The 17,597-nt window shown below is 72.1% G+C and carries 18 protein-coding genes and 2 pseudogenes; 12 read left to right on the plus strand and 8 right to left on the minus strand.

Annotated elements, in window-relative coordinates:
* Window positions 1-600, minus strand: coding sequence for a GNAT family N-acetyltransferase (locus tag RLT58_RS00665; RefSeq protein ID WP_311308362.1), 600 nt, complete (start codon window positions 598-600; stop codon window positions 1-3).
* Between the two features lie 138 nt (window positions 601-738).
* On the opposite strand from RLT58_RS00665, the gene RLT58_RS00670 reads away from it, so the two are divergent.
* Together RLT58_RS00670 and RLT58_RS00675 are read left to right on the plus strand one after the other, a co-directional pair.
* On the plus strand, window positions 739-2,034 hold the full coding sequence (locus RLT58_RS00670; protein WP_311308363.1) for an MFS transporter: 1,296 nt from the start codon (window positions 739-741) through the stop codon (window positions 2,032-2,034).
* A gap of 126 nt (window positions 2,035-2,160) precedes the next feature.
* Window positions 2,161-2,772: an Rv1733c family protein gene (locus RLT58_RS00675; RefSeq protein ID WP_311308364.1), complete on the plus strand. Its 612-nt coding sequence runs from the start codon at window positions 2,161-2,163 to the stop codon at window positions 2,770-2,772.
* Between the two features lie 34 nt (window positions 2,773-2,806).
* Here the strand turns inward: RLT58_RS00675 and RLT58_RS00680 are convergent, their stop codons facing one another.
* Window positions 2,807-3,568 carry a TioE family transcriptional regulator gene (locus RLT58_RS00680; protein WP_311308365.1) on the minus strand — a complete coding sequence of 254 codons (762 nt, stop codon included), beginning with the start codon at window positions 3,566-3,568 and terminating at the stop codon, window positions 2,807-2,809.
* Window positions 3,569-3,626: 58 nt separating this feature from the next.
* Here RLT58_RS00680 and RLT58_RS00685 point away from each other — a divergent pair, with 58 nt between their 5' ends.
* Complete coding sequence (locus RLT58_RS00685; RefSeq protein ID WP_311308366.1) at window positions 3,627-4,913, plus strand: erythromycin esterase family protein; 1,287 nt, start codon at window positions 3,627-3,629, stop codon at window positions 4,911-4,913.
* Here RLT58_RS00685 and RLT58_RS00690 read toward each other — a convergent pair.
* A complete protein-coding gene (locus tag RLT58_RS00690; RefSeq protein WP_311308367.1) occupies window positions 4,885-5,697 on the minus strand; it encodes a hypothetical protein in 813 nt (270 codons plus the stop codon). The two genes, RLT58_RS00685 and RLT58_RS00690, sit on opposite strands and share 29 nt — an antisense overlap.
* Window positions 5,698-5,869: 172 nt before the next feature.
* On the opposite strand from RLT58_RS00690, the pseudogene RLT58_RS00695 reads away from it, so the two are divergent.
* Window positions 5,870-6,507: pseudogene (locus RLT58_RS00695) on the plus strand (LysE family translocator).
* Between the two features lie 87 nt (window positions 6,508-6,594).
* On the opposite strand, the gene RLT58_RS00700 reads toward RLT58_RS00695, so the two are convergent.
* Window positions 6,595-7,074 carry an HIT family protein gene (locus RLT58_RS00700; protein WP_311308368.1) on the minus strand — a complete coding sequence of 160 codons (480 nt, stop codon included), beginning with the start codon at window positions 7,072-7,074 and terminating at the stop codon, window positions 6,595-6,597.
* Between the two features lie 28 nt (window positions 7,075-7,102).
* The gene (locus RLT58_RS00705; protein WP_311308369.1) at window positions 7,103-7,837 is read right to left on the minus strand and encodes a MerR family transcriptional regulator; all 735 of its coding nucleotides are present in this window, start codon (window positions 7,835-7,837) and stop codon (window positions 7,103-7,105) included.
* A gap of 73 nt (window positions 7,838-7,910) precedes the next feature.
* On the opposite strand from RLT58_RS00705, the gene RLT58_RS00710 reads away from it, so the two are divergent.
* Window positions 7,911-8,381 (plus strand): DUF6194 family protein, encoded by a 471-nt coding sequence (locus tag RLT58_RS00710; RefSeq protein WP_311308370.1) that lies wholly within the window; start codon window positions 7,911-7,913, stop codon window positions 8,379-8,381.
* Window positions 8,382-8,459: 78 nt separating this feature from the next.
* Here the strand turns inward: RLT58_RS00710 and RLT58_RS00715 are convergent, their stop codons facing one another.
* Both RLT58_RS00715 and RLT58_RS00720 read right to left on the minus strand, forming a co-directional pair.
* On the minus strand, window positions 8,460-8,987 hold the full coding sequence (locus RLT58_RS00715; RefSeq protein WP_311308371.1) for a GNAT family N-acetyltransferase: 528 nt from the start codon (window positions 8,985-8,987) through the stop codon (window positions 8,460-8,462).
* 71 nt (window positions 8,988-9,058) lie between these two features.
* Window positions 9,059-10,378, minus strand: coding sequence for an MFS transporter (locus tag RLT58_RS00720; RefSeq protein ID WP_311308372.1), 1,320 nt, complete (start codon window positions 10,376-10,378; stop codon window positions 9,059-9,061).
* 72 nt (window positions 10,379-10,450) lie between these two features.
* Here RLT58_RS00720 and RLT58_RS00725 point away from each other — a divergent pair, with 72 nt between their 5' ends.
* From RLT58_RS00725 to RLT58_RS00755, 7 genes and pseudogenes are all read left to right on the plus strand, one after another.
* Window positions 10,451-11,440, plus strand: coding sequence for a GlxA family transcriptional regulator (locus RLT58_RS00725; protein ID WP_311308373.1), 990 nt, complete (start codon window positions 10,451-10,453; stop codon window positions 11,438-11,440).
* A 63-nt stretch (window positions 11,441-11,503) separates the two neighbouring features.
* Window positions 11,504-11,872, plus strand: coding sequence for a cupin domain-containing protein (locus RLT58_RS00730; protein WP_311308374.1), 369 nt, complete (start codon window positions 11,504-11,506; stop codon window positions 11,870-11,872).
* A gap of 153 nt (window positions 11,873-12,025) precedes the next feature.
* Window positions 12,026-12,538 carry a hypothetical protein gene (locus RLT58_RS00735; RefSeq protein ID WP_311308375.1) on the plus strand — a complete coding sequence of 171 codons (513 nt, stop codon included), beginning with the start codon at window positions 12,026-12,028 and terminating at the stop codon, window positions 12,536-12,538.
* A 49-nt stretch (window positions 12,539-12,587) separates the two neighbouring features.
* Window positions 12,588-13,097, plus strand: a complete 510-nt coding sequence (locus RLT58_RS00740; RefSeq protein ID WP_311308376.1) for an NUDIX hydrolase — start codon at window positions 12,588-12,590, stop codon at window positions 13,095-13,097.
* A 111-nt stretch (window positions 13,098-13,208) separates the two neighbouring features.
* Entirely contained in the window at window positions 13,209-14,207 is a 999-nt protein-coding gene (locus RLT58_RS00745; protein WP_311308377.1) for a Rossmann-fold NAD(P)-binding domain-containing protein, read from the plus strand.
* A gap of 156 nt (window positions 14,208-14,363) precedes the next feature.
* A pseudogene (locus tag RLT58_RS00750) lies at window positions 14,364-14,690 on the plus strand (SDR family NAD(P)-dependent oxidoreductase); the annotation flags it as partial.
* 257 nt (window positions 14,691-14,947) lie between these two features.
* Complete coding sequence (locus tag RLT58_RS00755; RefSeq protein WP_311314384.1) at window positions 14,948-15,976, plus strand: aldo/keto reductase; 1,029 nt, start codon at window positions 14,948-14,950, stop codon at window positions 15,974-15,976.
* 78 nt (window positions 15,977-16,054) lie between these two features.
* On the opposite strand, the gene RLT58_RS00760 is transcribed toward RLT58_RS00755, so the two are convergent.
* Window positions 16,055-17,266, minus strand: a complete 1,212-nt coding sequence (locus RLT58_RS00760; RefSeq protein WP_311308378.1) for a S8 family peptidase — start codon at window positions 17,264-17,266, stop codon at window positions 16,055-16,057.
* Window positions 17,267-17,597 lie beyond the last annotated feature (331 nt).

Raw genomic sequence — 17,597 nt, forward strand, 5'->3', positions numbered from 1 at the left:
TCAAGGAATATCTGGCTCGTCGCCCCGGATGCGTGCATGCAGGTGCATGTCGTGCCGGCCGTCGTCATGGACGGCGGCGCTGCGCTTGGTGCCCTCCCAGCGGTAGCCGGACTTCGTGGCGACTCGGCAGGACGCGGCGTTGCGTGTCGAGTGGTCCAGCTCCAGGCGCTCGAAGCCGGCCTCGCGCAGGGCCCATTCGGTGAGCGTGGCGAGGGCCGTGGACGCCGTGCCGATGCGGCGGGCCGCCGGCAGCACCCAGTACGCGACGTTGGCGACGCCGTCGTCGAAGTCCAGGCCGCGCAGCGCGATCCGGCCGAGTACGTCGTCACCGTCCCGGGTGATCGCCCAGTGCCCGCCCTCCTCGCGCAGCCAGTCCTGGCGGTAGGCCTCGAACCACTCCCGGGCCTGCGCCTCGGTGGAGGCCCGTCGCGTGTGCCAGCGGCGGATCTCCTCGTCGCGGTACGCGGAGAGGAAGGCCGGCACATCGTCCTCCACCCATGGGCGCAGCACCGGACCAGCGGCGGAGGTGAGTACGGGTTGAGGGGAACCGGCGAGCGAACCGGCGGCAAGGGCGGGCTGCGTCGAGCGGGCGCGCGTCATGAGCCATGATCGGCCGGGGGCGGTCGTGCACGTCAAGGGCGGACGGTGACCGGACAGGGACCACCCTCCCCTCAGCAGCCTGCCGGGCCCGGAGAAATCGCTTGCTGAGCCTCGACCGCGCCGGCAGCATCGCCCCTCGTGCCTGAACCAGATCCACCCGGAGACCGGGACGACTCGCCCTCCCCCGCCGACTGCAAGCAGACGTCCCGTACCGGTCTCGCCTCCGGGGAACCGCTCCGTTCGCCGTCGTTCCGGTGGTTCTTCGCGGGCTGGTCGGTCACCGTGGCCGGCGGGGCCATGTCGCCCGTCGCACTGGCCTTCGGTGTCCTCGAACTCACCGGCAGCGCCAGGTGGTTGTCCGCGGTGCTCACCGCTTCCATGGTCCCGATGATCGGGATGATGATCGTCGGAGGGGGTATCGCCGACCGCTACCGCCGTGACACCGTGCTCTACGTCACGAGCCTGGGCGCCGGCCTGAGCCAGGGCGGGGTGGCGGTTCTTCTGCTCACGCACCAGGACCCCGTGCTCCTGCTTCCGCTCGCCGCGGTCAACGGCATCTCGCAGGCGCTGACCACCCCGACCCTGCGCGGCATCGTCCCGCAGCTCGCGAGCGGGAGCGGGATCCAGCAGGCCAACTCCCTTCTGGCATCGGTCAAGAACATCGCCCGGCTGATCGGGCCCGGCGCCGCCGGTCTGCTGACGGTCTCCGTCGGAGGCGGCTGGGCCATCGCCGGCGACGCCGCGTCCTTCCTCCTGGCGGCCGTCTGCTTCGGGAGGATGGCGCTGCCGGACATGCCTTCCCGCGCCGCGAACGACCCCACGATGCGCAGCGAACTACGGGAGGGCCGGCGCTACTTCAGCTCCAGGCCGTGGATCTGGTCGGTCAGCCTGGTTTTCGCCGTCTTCAACGCCGCCAACATGGGCGTGTGGAACATCCTCGGCCCGGTGATGGCGCTCGACACGATCGGTGCCGACGGCTGGGGCATCGTCCTGAGCACCCGCGGCGCCGGGGCCCTGCTCGCCACCACCGTGATGGTGAAGCTGACGGTCCGCCGGCCCATGGCTCCGGCCCTGGGCCTGATGACCTTGGGGGGTCTCCCCCTGGTTCTCCTCGGCACTGGTGCGCACACCTTCTGGCTTGCCGCTTCCGCGTTCGCCGCAGGGGTGGCGTCCGAATTCTTCACCGTGGCGTGGTCCACGGTCTGGCACCACCATGTTCCGGAACAGCTGAGCACCCGGGTCGGTGCGTACGACGAGTTCGGTTCGTTCGCGTCGATTCCGGTGGGCCAGCTGTCCGTCCCCGTGCTCGCCGCGGTGTTCGGCACGGCGGCGGTGGCCGTCACCGCCGGTGGACTCATCGCGACGGCCATGCTGCTGCCCCTGCTCCTCCCGTCCCTCAGGCGCATCGAGATCGGCACCTCTCGGGCGCCGTGACGGGCGGGGTACGGAGGCGGTGCCCGGGTCCGTGCGCAATCAGGTGTGGATGCCGCGACGCCCACATGCGGCGGGGTACCGACGATGCCAGGCTGGGGTGAGGGCCCGGGTACGGAGGCGAGCGGCATGGGGACTGAAGGTTTCCCGAGTCGGCCCGGCGGTCCGCCGTTCGGTCTGCCTTTCGGTGCGTCCGAGGAGCGGCAGTTCGGACGTCCCGCCCTGGTCCTTGCCGTGATCGTCGCGCTGATCTGCGGCGTCCTGTGTGCGGGGGTGGCCTGGAACGCCGACGCGCGGTCGGGTCAGGAAGCGGCAGCACACCGGCACCGAGTGGTCGCCACCACCACGGACCGGGCCAGGCTCGTCCCCGAGACGCGGTACGCCGGCGCCCCCACCGCCACGGCACCGGCCGCGTGGGAGTTTCCGAGCCACACGCCCATGACCGGGACCATCCATGTGGAGCCGGGTACCCCCCGGGGCCGGACCGTGGCGATCTGGGTGAACGACTCCGGGACGTACCTGCCTCAGAACTCACTGAGCGTCTCGCAGAGGGCCCTCACCACCATGGCCTTCGGCATCGTGGCCACCGGTCTCGTCGGACTGGCCGAGACCGGTGGTGTGCTTCTCCTGCGTCGGCGGGCCATGAACCGCCGGCTCGACGCGTGGGAACGGGAGTGGGACGAGGTCGAACCCGTATGGACCGGACGGCTCCGCCGCGAACCCGGGCACGACGACGACTGAGGCGTCGGATCAGCCGGCCACCGGCGGGCGCTCGTCAAAGATCAGTCGTCAGCGAGCGGCCGTCGATGTCCTGCCCGCGCCGGCGCAGGTACGCGTCCAGCTCTGCGGCCCCCGTCAGCATCGCGCGCCCCCGCGCGGACAGCCGGCCGTGCCAGTCGCGCAGTGCCGACTCCAGCGGTTCCAGCCCGCCGGCCACCCGAACCTGGTCGAGCAACGGGGCGATCTGCTCCAGCGGATAGCCGCCCCGCCGGAGCTGGTGGGCGAGCCGCGCGTCCCGTACGGCCGCCTCGTCGTAGACGCGGTAGCCGGTGCGCGGGTCGCGGACGGGGCGTACCAGTCCGGCCTGCTCCCACTTCCGCAGTGTCGCGGGGCGGATTCCGAGCGTATGGGCCAGCGGCCCGATGAAGGTGTCGCGGGGCCCGGCGCGTCGCTCGGGCGCCGGGGCGGGTTCCAGGTCGCGCAGGGCTCTCTCCACCGCCCGGAGGGTCCGCCGGTCGTCGAGGAGCTGGGCATGACTCTCGTCGACGAGCCGCAACGCCTCATCGGGCTCGCTCCGGTTCACGGCCCGCATGATCTGCGTCGCCGTCCGATGTCCGTGACCGGGGACCAGGGCCAGAAACGCGCGCAGGGCGGCCGCGTGGAGCGCCGTATACGTGCGGTAGCCGTGGGGCGTACGACCGGCGGCGGGCAGGATGCCGGCCTCCTCGTAGTTCCTCACCGCCTGGGTGGACAGACCGTGCCCGCGCGCCAGATCGATGGGTCTGAGCCGATCACTGCTTTGAAGGTTTTGCCCCATGGAACCGACGATATCGCGGAAAAGTCTCCATCGAAGGTTCAACGATAGCGTTGAAGGCATGGCTACTGACATCAAGGACTTCATCCATGCCGTCGATGCCGCCGCCGTCATGGGGCTGCTCCCGGCCCGGCCCCGTCTGCTCGCCCTCGGCGAGCCCACCCACGGCGACAACTCCCTTCTCGATCTGCGCAACGACCTCTTCCGGCAGCTCGTCGAGCAGGAGGGCTACCGCACGATCGCGCTCGAGAGCGACTGTGTGAAGGGCCTGGCCGTCGACGACTACATCACCTCCGGAACGGGCACCCTGGACGAGGCCATGGAGCAGGGCATCAGCCACGGCTGGGGCGCCTTCACAGCCAACCGCGAGCTCGTACGGTGGATGCGCGCGTACAACGTCCGCGCCGACCACGAGGGCCGGCCGGCGTCCGAGCGACTGCGCTTCGCCGGTTTCGACGGCCCGCTGGAGATCACCCACGCCGCGAGCCCCCGACAGTCCCTCACCGCACTCCACGGCTACCTGGCGGCCCGGGTGGCCACGGACCTGCTCCCCTGCACCTCGGACGCGCTCGACCAGCTGCTCGGCTCGGACGACCGGTGGACCGAACCCGCCGCGATGACGGACCCGTCGCGTTCCGCCGGCCGGTCGGCCGATGCGGCCCGGCTGCGCCTGATCGCCGACGATCTGGCGGCGCTGCTCGACCAGCAGATGCCGCGCCTGCTCGCGACGGGCTCGGGGAGCGAGCAGGACAACCGCGGGAACGGGCAGAACGACTGGGAACTGGCCCGCCTGTACGCGCGTACCGCGACGGGCCTGCTGCGCTACCACCACTGGATGGCCGACAGCTCACCGGCCCGCATGGCCTGGCTGGTGGCCGTCCGGGACGGGATGATGGCCCGCAACCTGCTCGCCCTGGCCGCACGCGGCCGCACGCTCGTCCACGCCCAGAACGCCCATCTCCAACGGCCCGTCAGCTCGATGCGGATGGGCGGGGCGCCGGTGGAGTGGTGGAGCGCCGGCGCGCTGGCCGGTGCCCAACTGGGCGCCTGCTACGCCTTCGTGGCCACGGCACTGGGCACGATCCGGCACCAGGGAGTGGACGCACCGCCGCCGGACACCTTCGAGGGCCTTCTGTACGCACTTCCGGAGGACCGCTGCGTCATCGACGCCCCGCGCCTGGCCGCCGCCCTCGGCGGCACACGGCCCGCGCCCCGTGTGTCCCCGTGGTTCGGCTATGCCTCACTTGACCCGGCCCATCTGGCACAGGCCGACGGCGTCGTGTTCGTCAAGGACGTCGTGGAGAGGCAGAACCAGGGGCTCAGCGCAGCAGTGCGGCCCGCAGGGTGATGCCGTGCCGCGTACGCAGCCGACGCAGTTCCCACATCGCCGCGGCGGAGACGGTGAGCGGGGCGCCGAAGAGGAAGGCCAGCCGCACGGCGAACGGCACGCCGTCGTAGGCGCCCCGCAACACGTCGAGGAGGGCGACCTCCCACACCAGCAGGGTCGCGAGCAGGGGCGGGACGGTCTCGTGGAGGTCCGCTGTCCTGAAGACATGGACGAGCGACTGCGCGATGCCGTAGAGGGCGAAGGGCGCGAGCCACAGGAGGAAGGCGCCCGACGCGAACAGCAGGACCACCCGGCCTGCCGACGCCGTCCAGTCCGTGTCCTCGTCCACATAGCCCAGTCCCGTGATCAGCCGGGGCACGGCGAGCGTGACGGCCAGCGCGAGGAGCGCCCCGGCGGGCTTGGCCACACGGCGCAGGAACAGACGCCGGTTGGGCGGGCGGGCCGCCGCGATGAACACCGCGACGGCGACCGGGAAGGTCACTCCCAGCGTGATGAGGGTGGTACGGATCTGGCCGAAGCGATCGTCCACGACGGCGTCGGCGTCCGCCGCCAGGCCGTAGGACATCAGCATCCATGTGACGGCGACCAGGCCGACGACCGTGCGCAGGACCTGTACCCGTTTCACGACCGGGTCGTCCACCCGGTCCGGCCTGGACGGCGTGAACACCGCGCGCCCCACGGCGATCGGGTTGAAGAGCCGTCCGAAGGTCAGCCGGCGCACCGGACGCGGCGGATGCCCTCCTCCGTACGGATCCCACGGCACCCGTCCCCCGTTCACGCTCATCTCCGCGTCCTTCCGGTCGTTGGTGCCGAGCGCTCAAATCCTAGTGCCGCACGGCCCCTTCACCACTCCCCCGCGCTCGGGCCCGCAGCCGCAGGGCCGCGGTCCCCGCCGGTGGAGCGGACCGGAGAATAGGGCTGGAAGCACGGGACCCCGCCGTGCTTGCATGAGCGGCATGGTGTCCACAGACCGTTTGCTGGCCTTCGCGGCCATGTCGTTCCTGCTGATCGTGATTCCCGGCCCCAGCGTGCTGTTCGTGATCGGCAGGGCGCTGCCCAGGGCCGCCGCGCGGCGCTGACCACGGTCGTGGGGAACACGCTCGGCGCGTACGTGCTCATCGTGGCCGTCGCCATGGGCATCGGAACCCTCGTGGAACGCTCCCTCCTCGTCTTCACGACGCTCAAGCTCGCGGGGGCGGCCTACCTGGTGTACCTCGGGGTCAAGGCCTGGCGGGAGCGTGGCTCCCTGCGGGCCTCGTTCGCCGGTGCCGGGGCGGAGCAGGGCGGCCTGCGGACGTTCTGGGAGGGTTTCGCGGTCGGCGTGTCGAACCCCAAGACCATCGTCTTCTTCGCGGCGGTGCTGCCGCAATTCACCGACCCCGGTCAGGGCCATGTCCCGGCCCAGATGCTGGTCCTCGGTCTGGTCTTCACCGCAATCGCGGTCACCTCGGACTGCGCGTGGGGCCTGGTCGCGGCGACGGCACGCAACTGGTTCGCCCGCTCGCCGCGACGGCTCTCCCTGGTGGGCGGGGTCGGCGGCCTCGCCATGATCGGCCTGGGGGTCACGGTGGCGGCTACGGGGCGCAAGGACTGAGGGCATCGACGTGGGTTCCGTCAGCGGGAGGCCCCTGCTCGGTTGCTCGGTCTGCCGACTGGCCGGGTGGGCACGTGGACTCCGCCGTCACCCACTTGAGCGCAACCGGTCCAACTCACCGGCGATCGCCGCGCGCAGCCCGTCGTGCTGCGGGCCGAGCGCGTACCGCGCGTCGCTCCAGTGGGTGCGGGCATAGAGCCACACCGGCATACCCACCAGGTCGGACGGCTCCCATGCGTAGCGCGGCCATACGTGTGCGTGCAGGAAGCCGTCCGTGTCGCCGAGGATCTCCAGATTGACGCGGCGGAAGGCCCCGTCCGACCGTCGGCAGGCCCGCTCGACCGCCTCTCCCAGGCGCTCCATGTCGGACAAGAACGCCATACGCCTCCCCCTGGGCAGGTCCGACAGCCTCTCGACCGCCGGGTCATCCGCCAGGAGCACCGAGTAGCCCGGCAGGAACTGGACATCGCCGATCACCGCGAACCCGGCGTCCAATCTCCGCAGGACTGAGGGGTTTTCACCACGCAGCGCGCTTCCGATCCGATCCTTCCGCCAGTCACTCGTCATGGGCAGAACCTACCTGGCGCCTCCCAGCTCACCCCTCCGCAGCCGCGAGTACCGCGCTGAGCGCTGCCGTGGCGTCGAGAAGAGCTCGGGACCGTGTGGCGATGCTCTCGTCCCGCGTCGCCAGCGCGGCCTCGATCTCTTCCGATCCGTTTTCGCGCCGCAGGCCCGGCATCAGGGAACGGAGTTGGTCGATGCGGTAGCCGGCGCTGCGTAGTTGGTGCACCATCCGGGCGTCCCGGGTCTGGGCCGGTGAGTACCGTCGGGTTTCTCGCGGGGGGACCCGGTCGGGAACAGCGAGACCTTCGGCGTCCCAGTGCCGCAGGGTCGAGGGGCGCACGCCCAGCGCGGTGGCGAGTTCGGAGACGGTCAGCGCGTCCGACGGGCGTGCGTCCTCGACCGGCTCGGCGGAGATCGCGGCGGCGGCCTCCTTGGCGAGCCCGAGGTCCGTACGCTCCCGGTCGAGCCTGGCGTGTGCCGCGTCGATGAGGGCGAGCACCTCAGCGAGCGGGTCCTCGTGCGCGGCACGGACGATCCGCTTGGCCTCGACGGGGCCCGTGGCGACGGCGAGTGCCCGGTAGGCCAGGGCGGACCGGAGGTGGATCTCCCCGTACATCCGGTAGCCCGAGGCCGTGCGCGTCGCAGGCGGCAGGACACCGTCGCGTTCGAGGTTGCGCACCTGCTGCACGGAGTACCCGGCGCGTCGGGCCACGTCGGCGGTGCGCAGGGCGGACGGGGACCCGGCCGCTGATTTGAGAGTGCGCACTCTGGGTTCCCCTGTCTTCATGCGTCTTTCAGGTCGAAGTCTCCACAAGCACCTTAATGAAACGCTTGAATGCATGACCCCAGAAGAGATCATCGTTTTCGTAGAGAACCTGGACGGCGTCCTGGCCGTCAGGCCGGGACCCGGCGACGGGTCACCGGAGATCAGTTGGGGGGATGCGTTCTTCTTCTACGCCCCCGACCGTGTCATGCCGAAGGCGACTCAGCCGTTCGCCACGATCGTGACGAAGAACCAGCCGGGCGACGAGGCCTCGCGGCTGGACCGTCCGGGAGCGTTCCGCGTCAATGCGGCCGCAGGGAAAGAGGCGTTCATCCGCTGGACCGGCCACGAGCCGCGCGAGCCGGCCGAGGGCGACCCCGGTGCCACGGACACCGTGATGGCACATCCCGTGTACGGCTCCGCAGGCTGGCTCGCGGTGGTGAACCCCGGGCCCCGGACCGACGCGACGGTACGCGAACTGCTCCGTACGGCACATCGCCTGGCGCGTGCGCGTCACGAACGACGGGCGGACTCGGCGGCGGACTGACCCGTGAAAGCAGGGAAGGGGGGGTGGCCGCTTCAGGCCCGCCGCGTCCCGTCGCCGTGGAGTGCCCTCTGCCCGACGTCACCCGGACGCGGTACGCAGGTCCCTGACGTACCAGTCGAACCGCGTGCCGTCCTTGGCGTGCACCCGCTGGCCCGGGGTGAATCCTGCCCGCCGGGCCACCGCCGCGGACGCCGGGTTGTCCGGCTCCACCTGGATCACCGCTTCCTGCCCGCCCTCACCGGCCGCGTAACGGGAGGCCAGGACGACCGCGCGGGTGGCCAGGCCGCGGCCCCGCCATGCCGGATAGAGGCCGTAGGCGACGTTCACCTGGCCGGGAGCCAGGCCGTCCCCCTCGAACCGCAGGTCGACCGTGCCCGCGAGCACCTCGTCGGCGCCCGTACGGATTCCGAAGGCGCGGAGCGGCCCGGCCGTCTCCCACTGGTGCGCGCAGTGCCGGACGTAGGCTTCGACGCCCTCACGCGTGCCGGGCCCGCCGTTGAGCCGGCGGACCAGCAGTTCGTCCTCGCCGGTGAGATGCGCCTCCACGTCGTCCAGCCGCAGCGGCGACAGCGTGATCGTCCCGTCGGACAGCTTCACTTCATGCATCCGCCGATTCTCGACGCCGGGCCCCCGTGCGACCACCGAATTCCGGTGGCGCGCGCAGCAGAGCCGGCCGCTCACCCCTCCCGCGACGGCGCGCGGCGCAGGGTGCGGATCGCCGGGGTCGCGAGCAGTGCGACGCAGCCCGCCAGGCAGGCGCCCGCCGAGACGAGCAGCAGCCGGTCCGGGGAGGCCAGTGCGGTGGCCGGTCCCGCCAGGATCTGGCCGAGCGCGATCCCGGAGACCGAGCCAGCCAGCTCGTAGGCCGTGACGCGGTTGAGCACGGCGGGCGGGGTGTGAGTCTGGACGCTCGTGGCCCACATCACCGACCAGAAGGCCATGGCCCCGCCGCCGAGTACGTGGCCCGCCAGCAGCACCGGCAGCCCGGCGCCGAGCGCCACGCACAGCGGCAGTACGGTGAACAGCGCCATCGCCACGGCGCCTGCGGCCAGCGGCCGGGCCGGGCGGATCCGCAGGGCCAGCAGGCCGCCGAGCACCGTTCCGGCGCCGAGGAACGAGACCGCCAGGCCATAGGCGTTCGGGCCGAGCCGGGCGCCGATGAGGGCGGAGCTGAGCGGCACGAGGGGGCCGAAGAGCAGCACGCCGTACCCCACCCAGATCAGGATCACCGACCACATCCAGGTACGGGAGCGGAACTCCTGCCAGCCCTGGCGCAGGTCGCGGCGGAGGCGGTGCGAGGGGCCGGTCTCCGAGCCGTCCGGGGCGAGGTCCGCCCCGGTGCCCGCCGGGCCCGGGACCGCCGGGGCGAGGCGGATGAGGGCCAGGCACAGCGCGCTCAGTACGAACGTGCCCGCGTCGATCGCGTACACGGTCCCGGCACCGGTGAGGGCGATCAGCAGGCCCGCCAGGGCCGGGCCGAGCAGTTGGGCGAGCGCGTCGGCCACCTTCAGCGTGGCGTTGGCCCGCTGCGGTTCGCGGGCGACCAGCGGGACCATCCCGTTCACCCCGGGCTGGAACATCGCCGTGGCCGCACCCGCCAGCGCCGCCATGGTCACCAGCAGCCAGAACGGCGGCGGGCCGGTGAAGAAGGCCACTGCCAGCACGCCCTGGGTGAGCACCCGGGCGATGTCCGCGCCGACCATCATCCGGCGCGCGCCCACCCGGTCGGCGAAGACCCCGCCGAACAGGACCAGGGCGACGCAGGTACCGGTCCAGGTGCCGAGGACGAAGCCGACACCGGACACGCCGTAGAGCGCGCCGACCGCCAGCGCGGCGGCGACCGGCATCATCGCGTCGCCGACCAGCGAGACCGAGCGGGAGACGAAGTACAGCGTGAAGCGGCGGTCCCACAACGGGAGCCGGCCGGCCGGCGGTGCGTCGGGCGGGCCGTTGAGCGGTGAGGGGTGGGAGGGGGTCTGGGCGTGCGTAGTGGTCACAGGACGTCATCCTGGTCCGGACTAATCGGCCACCCCAGTGTCCCGAACGACATGTTGGGGTACTTTCGCGCCATGACGCCTCGTCCGTTGCCCAAGTCGCCGGCGCCGCACCGGGTGGTGGCCCTGGTGCAGCCCCCGCAGCCGACCTTTCCGCTGGCCTGCGGGGCCGAGGTGTTCGGTGACCACAGCCCGGTGATCCCCGCCCGGTACACGTTCGAGGTCTGTGCCGAGCGGCCCGGACCGGTGCGTTCCCAGGCCGGCTACGACCTGCTGGTCACGGCGGGGCTCGACACCCTGGAGCAGGCGGACACGGTGATCGTCCCGGGCTGGCAGCAGCCGCCCGGCAGCGAGGTGTCCCCGGCGACGGTCGCGGCGGTCGCCCGGGCGCACCGGCGGGGCGCGCGGGTCGTCGGCATCTGCGTGGGCGCCTTCGTGCTCGCCGCCGCAGGGCTGCTGGACGGCCGGCGCGCCGCCACGCACTGGGCCAGGACCGCCGAGCTGGCCGCCCGGTTCCCCAGGGTCCAGGTCGACCCGGGGGTGCTCTATGTGGACCACGGCGACGTCGCCACCAGCGCCGGATCGGCGGCCGGGGTGGACCTCTGCCTGCACCTGGTGCGCTCCGACCACGGCGCCGCGTACGCGATGCGGATCGCCCGTCAGATGGTGATGCCGCCTCATCGCGAGGGCTGCCAGCTCCAGTACGCCGAGCTGCCCACCTCCGGACCCGTCACCGACTCGCTGGCCCCGCTGCTGGAGTGGCTGGGCGAGCGGCTGGACCAGCCGGTCAGCGTCGCCGAGATGGCCGTCCGCTCCCAGGTCTCGGCCCGCACCCTGACCCGCCGCTTCACCGAACAGCTCGGCATCAGCCCCGGCCGCTGGCTGCTGGACCGACGGCTCGCGGCCACGCGGGCGCTGCTGGAGGAGACCGACCTGCCGGTGGAGACGATCGCGCGCCGGGTCGGCCTGTCCTCCGCCGTCAATCTGCGCCGGCGCTTCCACGAGGCTCTGCGCACCACCCCGGCCGCCTACCGGCGCACGTTCCGCGCGGACGAGACCGCTTAGTAGAGGATGCGGTGCCGGACGGCCCGCACGGTCCGAAACCGTCGGCTGCTACGTTTCTGGATCATGAACGACAGTGTGTACGTGGGCAACGCGGGCAAGGACGCGGCACTGGACCGGGGATGGATCCTGGGCCACTTCAAGGACGCCACCGACCCGAGGCACAGCGAGGCCGTGGAGATCAAGTGGGGCGTCCATCCTCCGGGCGACGAGCGGGCGCAGTGGGTGACCGGTGAGGAGCGCACGGCCCTGCTGATCCTGATCAGCGGCCGCTTCCGGGTGGAGTTGCCCGGCCGCAGCGTTCTGCTGTCCCAGCAGGGGGACTACGTGGTGTGGGGCAAGGGGGTCGACCACTCCTGGGTGGCGGAGGAGGAGTCGGTCGTCCTGACCGTCCGCTGGCCCTCCGTGCCGGGGTACCGGGTCCCCGACGAGTGATCCCGTGAGCGCGCGAGGGTTCCCGAGCGTTGCGGCGGCGACCTGCTCGCCGTGTGGAACGTGGACCACGTCCGTCGAGGCGCGAGCGGCCTCGTGGTGGCGGAGGTCCCCGGCCGGCGGGCCCGCGCGGTGCTCCGTGCCAGAATGCCGCGCATGAGCGATTCGGCCACGACGGCCATGGCCCGGCAGGTGCGCCGGCGGTGGCGCGAGCGGGAGGCGCCGGACGGGGACTTCATCGTGTTCGCCGGCGGCTCGCTCCTCGTGATGGATCTGCTGCGTATGCGGCCGCCCGACCGGCCCGACGATCCGCGGGCCGAGAGCTGGCACTGGCTCGAGACCCTGCGCGCCACCGAGTGGAGTACCGACAGCTGGGTGGAGGTCGACTCCGCGCTCGCCACGCACACCCACGGGGGAAGCCGTGCCTGGGCCGGAGAGTCCGCCCATCACGGGTCCATCGGCTGGGTCGCGCTGACTCGGGACGACGAGGCGAGCACCCTGGAATGGCTCGCGATCTCCAGCTGGTCCAATCCGTTCCGTCACGTCACCTTGGACGAGACGGTGGTGACCGCGGTCAGTACCGCCGGCCGGATCTGGACCTTCCCCCGTGACACGCCCCAGAAAGTAGTGATCACCGCCGATCCGGACTACCCGGGACGTCATCACTGAACTCGCCGTCTCTCTTTCCCTCTCCCCGCACCCGCGAAGGAGCAGCCTCATGACGACCCCTGTTCCCGCCCTCGCGGTCCGCACCTGCGCGGTGATCGTCGAAGGCGGCGAGATCTGCCTCATCCGCCGTACGCGGCCCGGCGGGGACCAGTACTCGCTTCCCTGCGGGCTCCTCCAGCCGGACGAAGAGGTCCCGGCCGGGCTCGCCCGTGAACTCAGGGAGGAGCTGGACCTCGATGTGACCGCTCTTCCCGAACTCCCCCAGCTGCGCTGGGCGCAGGACCAGATCACCACACGCCCCGGCAGGCCCGGCACGTTTCGCCGGCTGCACCTCATCCACCTGCTGCACCTCCCCCTCCACGTCCGCACCCGCCTCCCTGCCACCGAGCAGGACGCCGACGACGAGACCGACGTGGTCTGGGTCGGTCTGTGGGAGGCGGCGACCTGCCACCTGTACCCGCACGTCGGCGAGGTGCTCGGCCGGCTGGCCGTTCCCGGCAGCGCGTCCGGCCCCGTGCTGCTCCCTCCGATCACCGACCGGACGTACAGCTGGCGCTGAACCCATCCCGCCCCCTCCTGGGCGCGGGCGACTCCGACGTGCTGCGATGCCGTTTCCGCCCTCGGCGAAGCACTGATGCGTTCGGCCCCCGGTTCGTGTTCGAGTGGGCCCATGGAGATCTTGGTTCTGGGTGGAACGGCATGGGTGGGCCGCGAGGTTGCGCGGCAGGCGGTCGCCCGTGGGCACGGGGTGACGTGCCTGGCGCGTGGGGAGAGTGGCGGGGTTGCCGAGGGTGCGGCGCTCGTCGTGGCGGACCGGCGGGATCCGTCCGCGTACGAGGGCCTGGCGGGACGCGAATGGGACGCCGTCGTAGAGGTGTCGTGGCAGCCCGGCTTCGTCCGCGCGGCGCTGGCGGCCCTCGGTGAGCGGGCCAAGCACTGGGCGTACGTGTCGTCGGTCAGCGCGTACGCCGCGCACGCGCAGCCCGGGGCGGACGAGTCGGCGCCCCTGCTGCCCGCGGCCGGGGGCGACGAGGTCAAGCACCAGGAGTTCGGGGAGGCCAAGGTGGCCTGCGAGGAGGCTTCGGCGGCCGCGGTGGGCGACCGGCTCCTCGTCGCGCGGGCGGGACTCATCGGCGGCTACGGCGACCACAGCGACCGCAGTGGGTACTGGGTCGCCCGCGCGGCCCGTGCCCCGCTGGCCCCGCTTCTCGTCCCCGCATCCCCCGACTTCGGGACCCAGGTGGTCGACGCGGGGGACCTCGCGGCGTGGCTGCTCGACTGTGCGGAGAAGGGGACGACGGGAACGTACAACGCGGTCGGGCCTGCCGTGCCCTTCCGGGAGTGGGTCGCGCTGTCGCGGGAGGTCGGCGGGCACACCGGACCGGTGGTGGAGGCCGAGGCCGACTGGCTGCTCGGACAGGACGTGGCTCAGGCCATGGGCCCGGGGTCGCTCGCCCTGTGGGCGGCCGACCCGGACTGGGCCGGATTCGGCGACCGGAGCGGTGCGGCGGCGGTGTCGGCCGGGCTGCGGCACCGGCCCCGGGCGGAGCTGCTGGCGGACACCCTGCGCTGGGAGCGGGAACAGGGGCTGGACCGGGACCGCCGGACCGGTCTGAGCGCCGAGCGGGAGCGGGAACTCCTCGACGCGCTGGGGGCACGGGACCGTTGAGTGCGCTCAAGGGCGCAGGGCTCGGTCGCGGTGCGATGTGACGGACCTGCCGTCAGGCCCCGGCCGGGGGCTCCCAGTCCTGCGGCGGCGCCGTCGCGCGGATGCTGCTCGCAGATGACGACCTTGTCGTGGACGATGGTCACCGGCGGGTAGCCGGGGCTCGGCCTGGAGACGACCCGCGCGCCGGTCCGGGCGGGAGCGCATGTGGTCGTACCCGCCCGTCGGGCATCGGCCGCCGCCGGGGAAGCCCTGCGCGGTCCGGGCAGGACCGGGGTGCACACGCTGGACCTCGCCGACCTGGAGAGCGTACGGACGTTCGCCGACCGTTTCCCGGCGGCCGGGCACACCCTCGGCATCGTCATCAACAACGCGGGCGCGATGGCCTGCCCCGAAACACGTGTGGGCCCCGGCTGGGAAGCGCACTTCGCGATCAACCACCTCGGGCACTCCGCCTTCGTCAACCAGCTGCGCACCTGCCTCGCGGCCGACGCCCCGACATCCGGTGGGACGACCCCCGCTTCCGCTCCGGCGCCGGCTACGACCGCCGTCTGGGCGGCGACCTCGCGGAGCCCGCGCGGAGCGAGGACATGCTCGTCGGAGGCGTGAAGCACTGGGCCACCGACCGTCATGGGCGCGGCCTTCCTTGCAATGCGGAACAGTGTTCCGTATTCTCGTCGCTGAACGGTGTTCCGTTTTCGCACCAGCGGGAGCCGCGACGAACAGCCCACGCAGGAGGAACCATGCAGTACCGCACGCTGGGCCGGACCGGGATCAAGGTCAGCCCCTACTGCCTGGGCGCCATGATGTTCGGCGCCCTGGGCAACCCCGACCACGACGACTCCGTCCGCATCATCCACAAGGCCCTGGACGCGGGCATCAACTTCGTCGACACCGCCGACGCCTACGCACGCGGCGAGTCCGAGGAGATCGTCGGGAAGGCGCTCAAGGGCCGCCGCGACAACGTCGTCCTGGCGACGAAGGCCCATCTGCCGATGGGGGACGACCCCAACCAGCAGGGTAATTCCCGGCGTTGGCTGGTCCGGGCGCTCGACGACTCACTGCGCCGGCTGGGCACCGACCACGTCGACCTCTACCAGATCCACCGGCCCGCGCCGGACACCGACATCGAGGAGACGCTCTCGGCCCTCACCGACCTGGTGCGCGCCGGTAAGATCCGGGCCTTCGGCTCCTCGGCCTTCCCGGCATCGGACATCGTCGAGGCACAGTGGACCGCCGAGCGGCGCGGACTGCACCGCTTCCGGGCCGAGCAGCCGTCGTACTCGATCCTCAACCGGAGCATCGAGCGCGAGGTACTGCCGGTCTGCGAGCGGTACGGGATGGGCACGCTGGTCTGGAGCCCGCTGGGCGGGGGCCTACTCACCGGCCGCTACCGCAAGGGACAGCAGGCCATCACCCACCGCAGCAGCTTCGGCTTCAAGCACCTGAGCGACGAGCACCGCCTCGACGCGGTCGAGCAGCTCATCCCGCTCGCCGAGAAGGCGGGGATGCCGCTGACGCACCTGGCCATGGCCTTCGCGATCGCCCATCCCGGGGTCACCTCCGCGATCATCGGGCCGCGCACCATGGACCATCTCGACGACCTCCTCGCGGGCGCGGACACCACGCTGTCCGACGAGCTGCTCGACGAGATCGACGCCATCGTGCCGCCGGGCACCGATGTCGGGCGGCTCGACATGGCCTACGACCCGCCCGCGATCCAGCGGACCGCACTGCGCCGCCGCCCGGCCGACGAACGGTCCGCCGCCTGACCCGTTCACGACGCACACGCGGACCGGGGGTGCGTACGGGACTCTCCCCCGTACGCACCCCCGGCCGCCGTGCCGCGGTTACGGGACGAGCTTGAGCAGCTTGTTCGGGGAGCCCGAGCCGATGCCCGTCAGGACGTTGGACGTGGCACCGTTCACGAGGGCGGTGGCCACGGCAGCCGGGGAGGCGCCGGGGTGGTTCGTCAGGTAGATCGCAGCCGCGCCGGAGACGTGCGGCGCCGCGAAGGAGGTGCCGCTGCCGGTGTAGGTGGCGGTGTCGGAGGTGTTCCAGCCCGCCGTGATGTCGGAGCCGGGGGCGAAGATGTCGACGACGGAGCCGTAGTTCGAGTAGCTGGCCTTGGCGTCGGTCCGGGTGGTGGCGCCGACGGTGATCGCGGTGGCGACCCGCGCGGGCGAGTAGCCGGAGGCGGGGGCGCCCGAATTGCCGGCCGCGATGGAGTACGTGACTCCGGAGGCGATCGAGCGGCGTACCGCGTCGTCCAGCGTGGTGCTGGCACCGCCACCGAGCGACACGTTCGCGACGGAGGACGCGACGTGGTTCGCGGTGATCCAGTCGACCCCGGCGATGACGCCGGCAGTGGTGCCGGAGCCGTTGTTGTCGAGCACGCGCACGGCGACGATCTTCGCCTTCTTCGCCACACCGTAGGTGCTGCCGGCGATGGTCGTGGCGACGTGGGTGCCGTGACCGTAACCGTCCTGCGCGGTGGTGTCGTTGTCGACGAAGTCGTAGCCGTACGAGGCGCGGCCGGCGATCTGCTGGTGCGTGATGCGCACCCCGGTGTCCAGGACGTAGACGGTGGTGCCGCCGCCGGCCGTGTCCGGGTAGGTGTACGTGCCGTCCAGCGGCAGGTTCGCCTGGTCGATCCGGTCGAGGCCCCAGGGCGCGTTGGTCTGGGTGGCGGTCGCGTGGACCTTCTGGTCCTGCTCGACCGAGGCGACCGCCGGGTCGGCGGCGAGCCGCTTGGCCTCGGTGGCGCTGAGCTCGGCGGCGTATCCGTTGAGCGCCGAGGTGTAGGTGCGCGTGATGCGGCCGCCGTGACCCGTGACGACCTTCCGCCCCTGGGCGGCGGACGCCGTGAAGCCGGCCGACTGCTTGAGCGTGACGATGTAGCTCCCGGCCACCGCCTCCGGTGCGCCCGCGTTCAGAATTCTGCCCTCGGGCTGGGCCGCCTGGGCAGGTAAGGCACCGCCCGCGCCGACCGCCAGGGCCGCAGTCGTCGCACCGGCGATCGCCATGGCTATCCGCCGCTTGGTGGAACGTATTGCTGACATCGAGAGATCCTCCTCGGGGGTGGCACGCCCGGGATCCGGCGTGCCCCTGTGGGGACGGCGTACGGGATTCGCAAGCCGCACTCGACGATGACCCGGCTCGTTCGGGCGGGGCAAGGATCATCGGAACAATGTCATGAGCGCGCCACACTGTTGACCGTGCGTCCATCCGGCGCCACACGGGGCAACACGGGATTCGCATGCCGTGCATGAGGCCCACACCTCTCGACTCCCGCTCAACTCCCCTTCGAGCGCTGGCCTGTTGAGTCGCTCTCCGGTTCGGGGAGCGCCCTCACCCGGGGTGTCGGCGCCCTTGTTCCGCAGGTCGGCGCCG

The sequence above is a fragment of the Streptomyces sp. ITFR-16 genome (assembly GCF_031844705.1).
GTDB lineage: Bacteria > Actinomycetota > Actinomycetes > Streptomycetales > Streptomycetaceae > Streptomyces.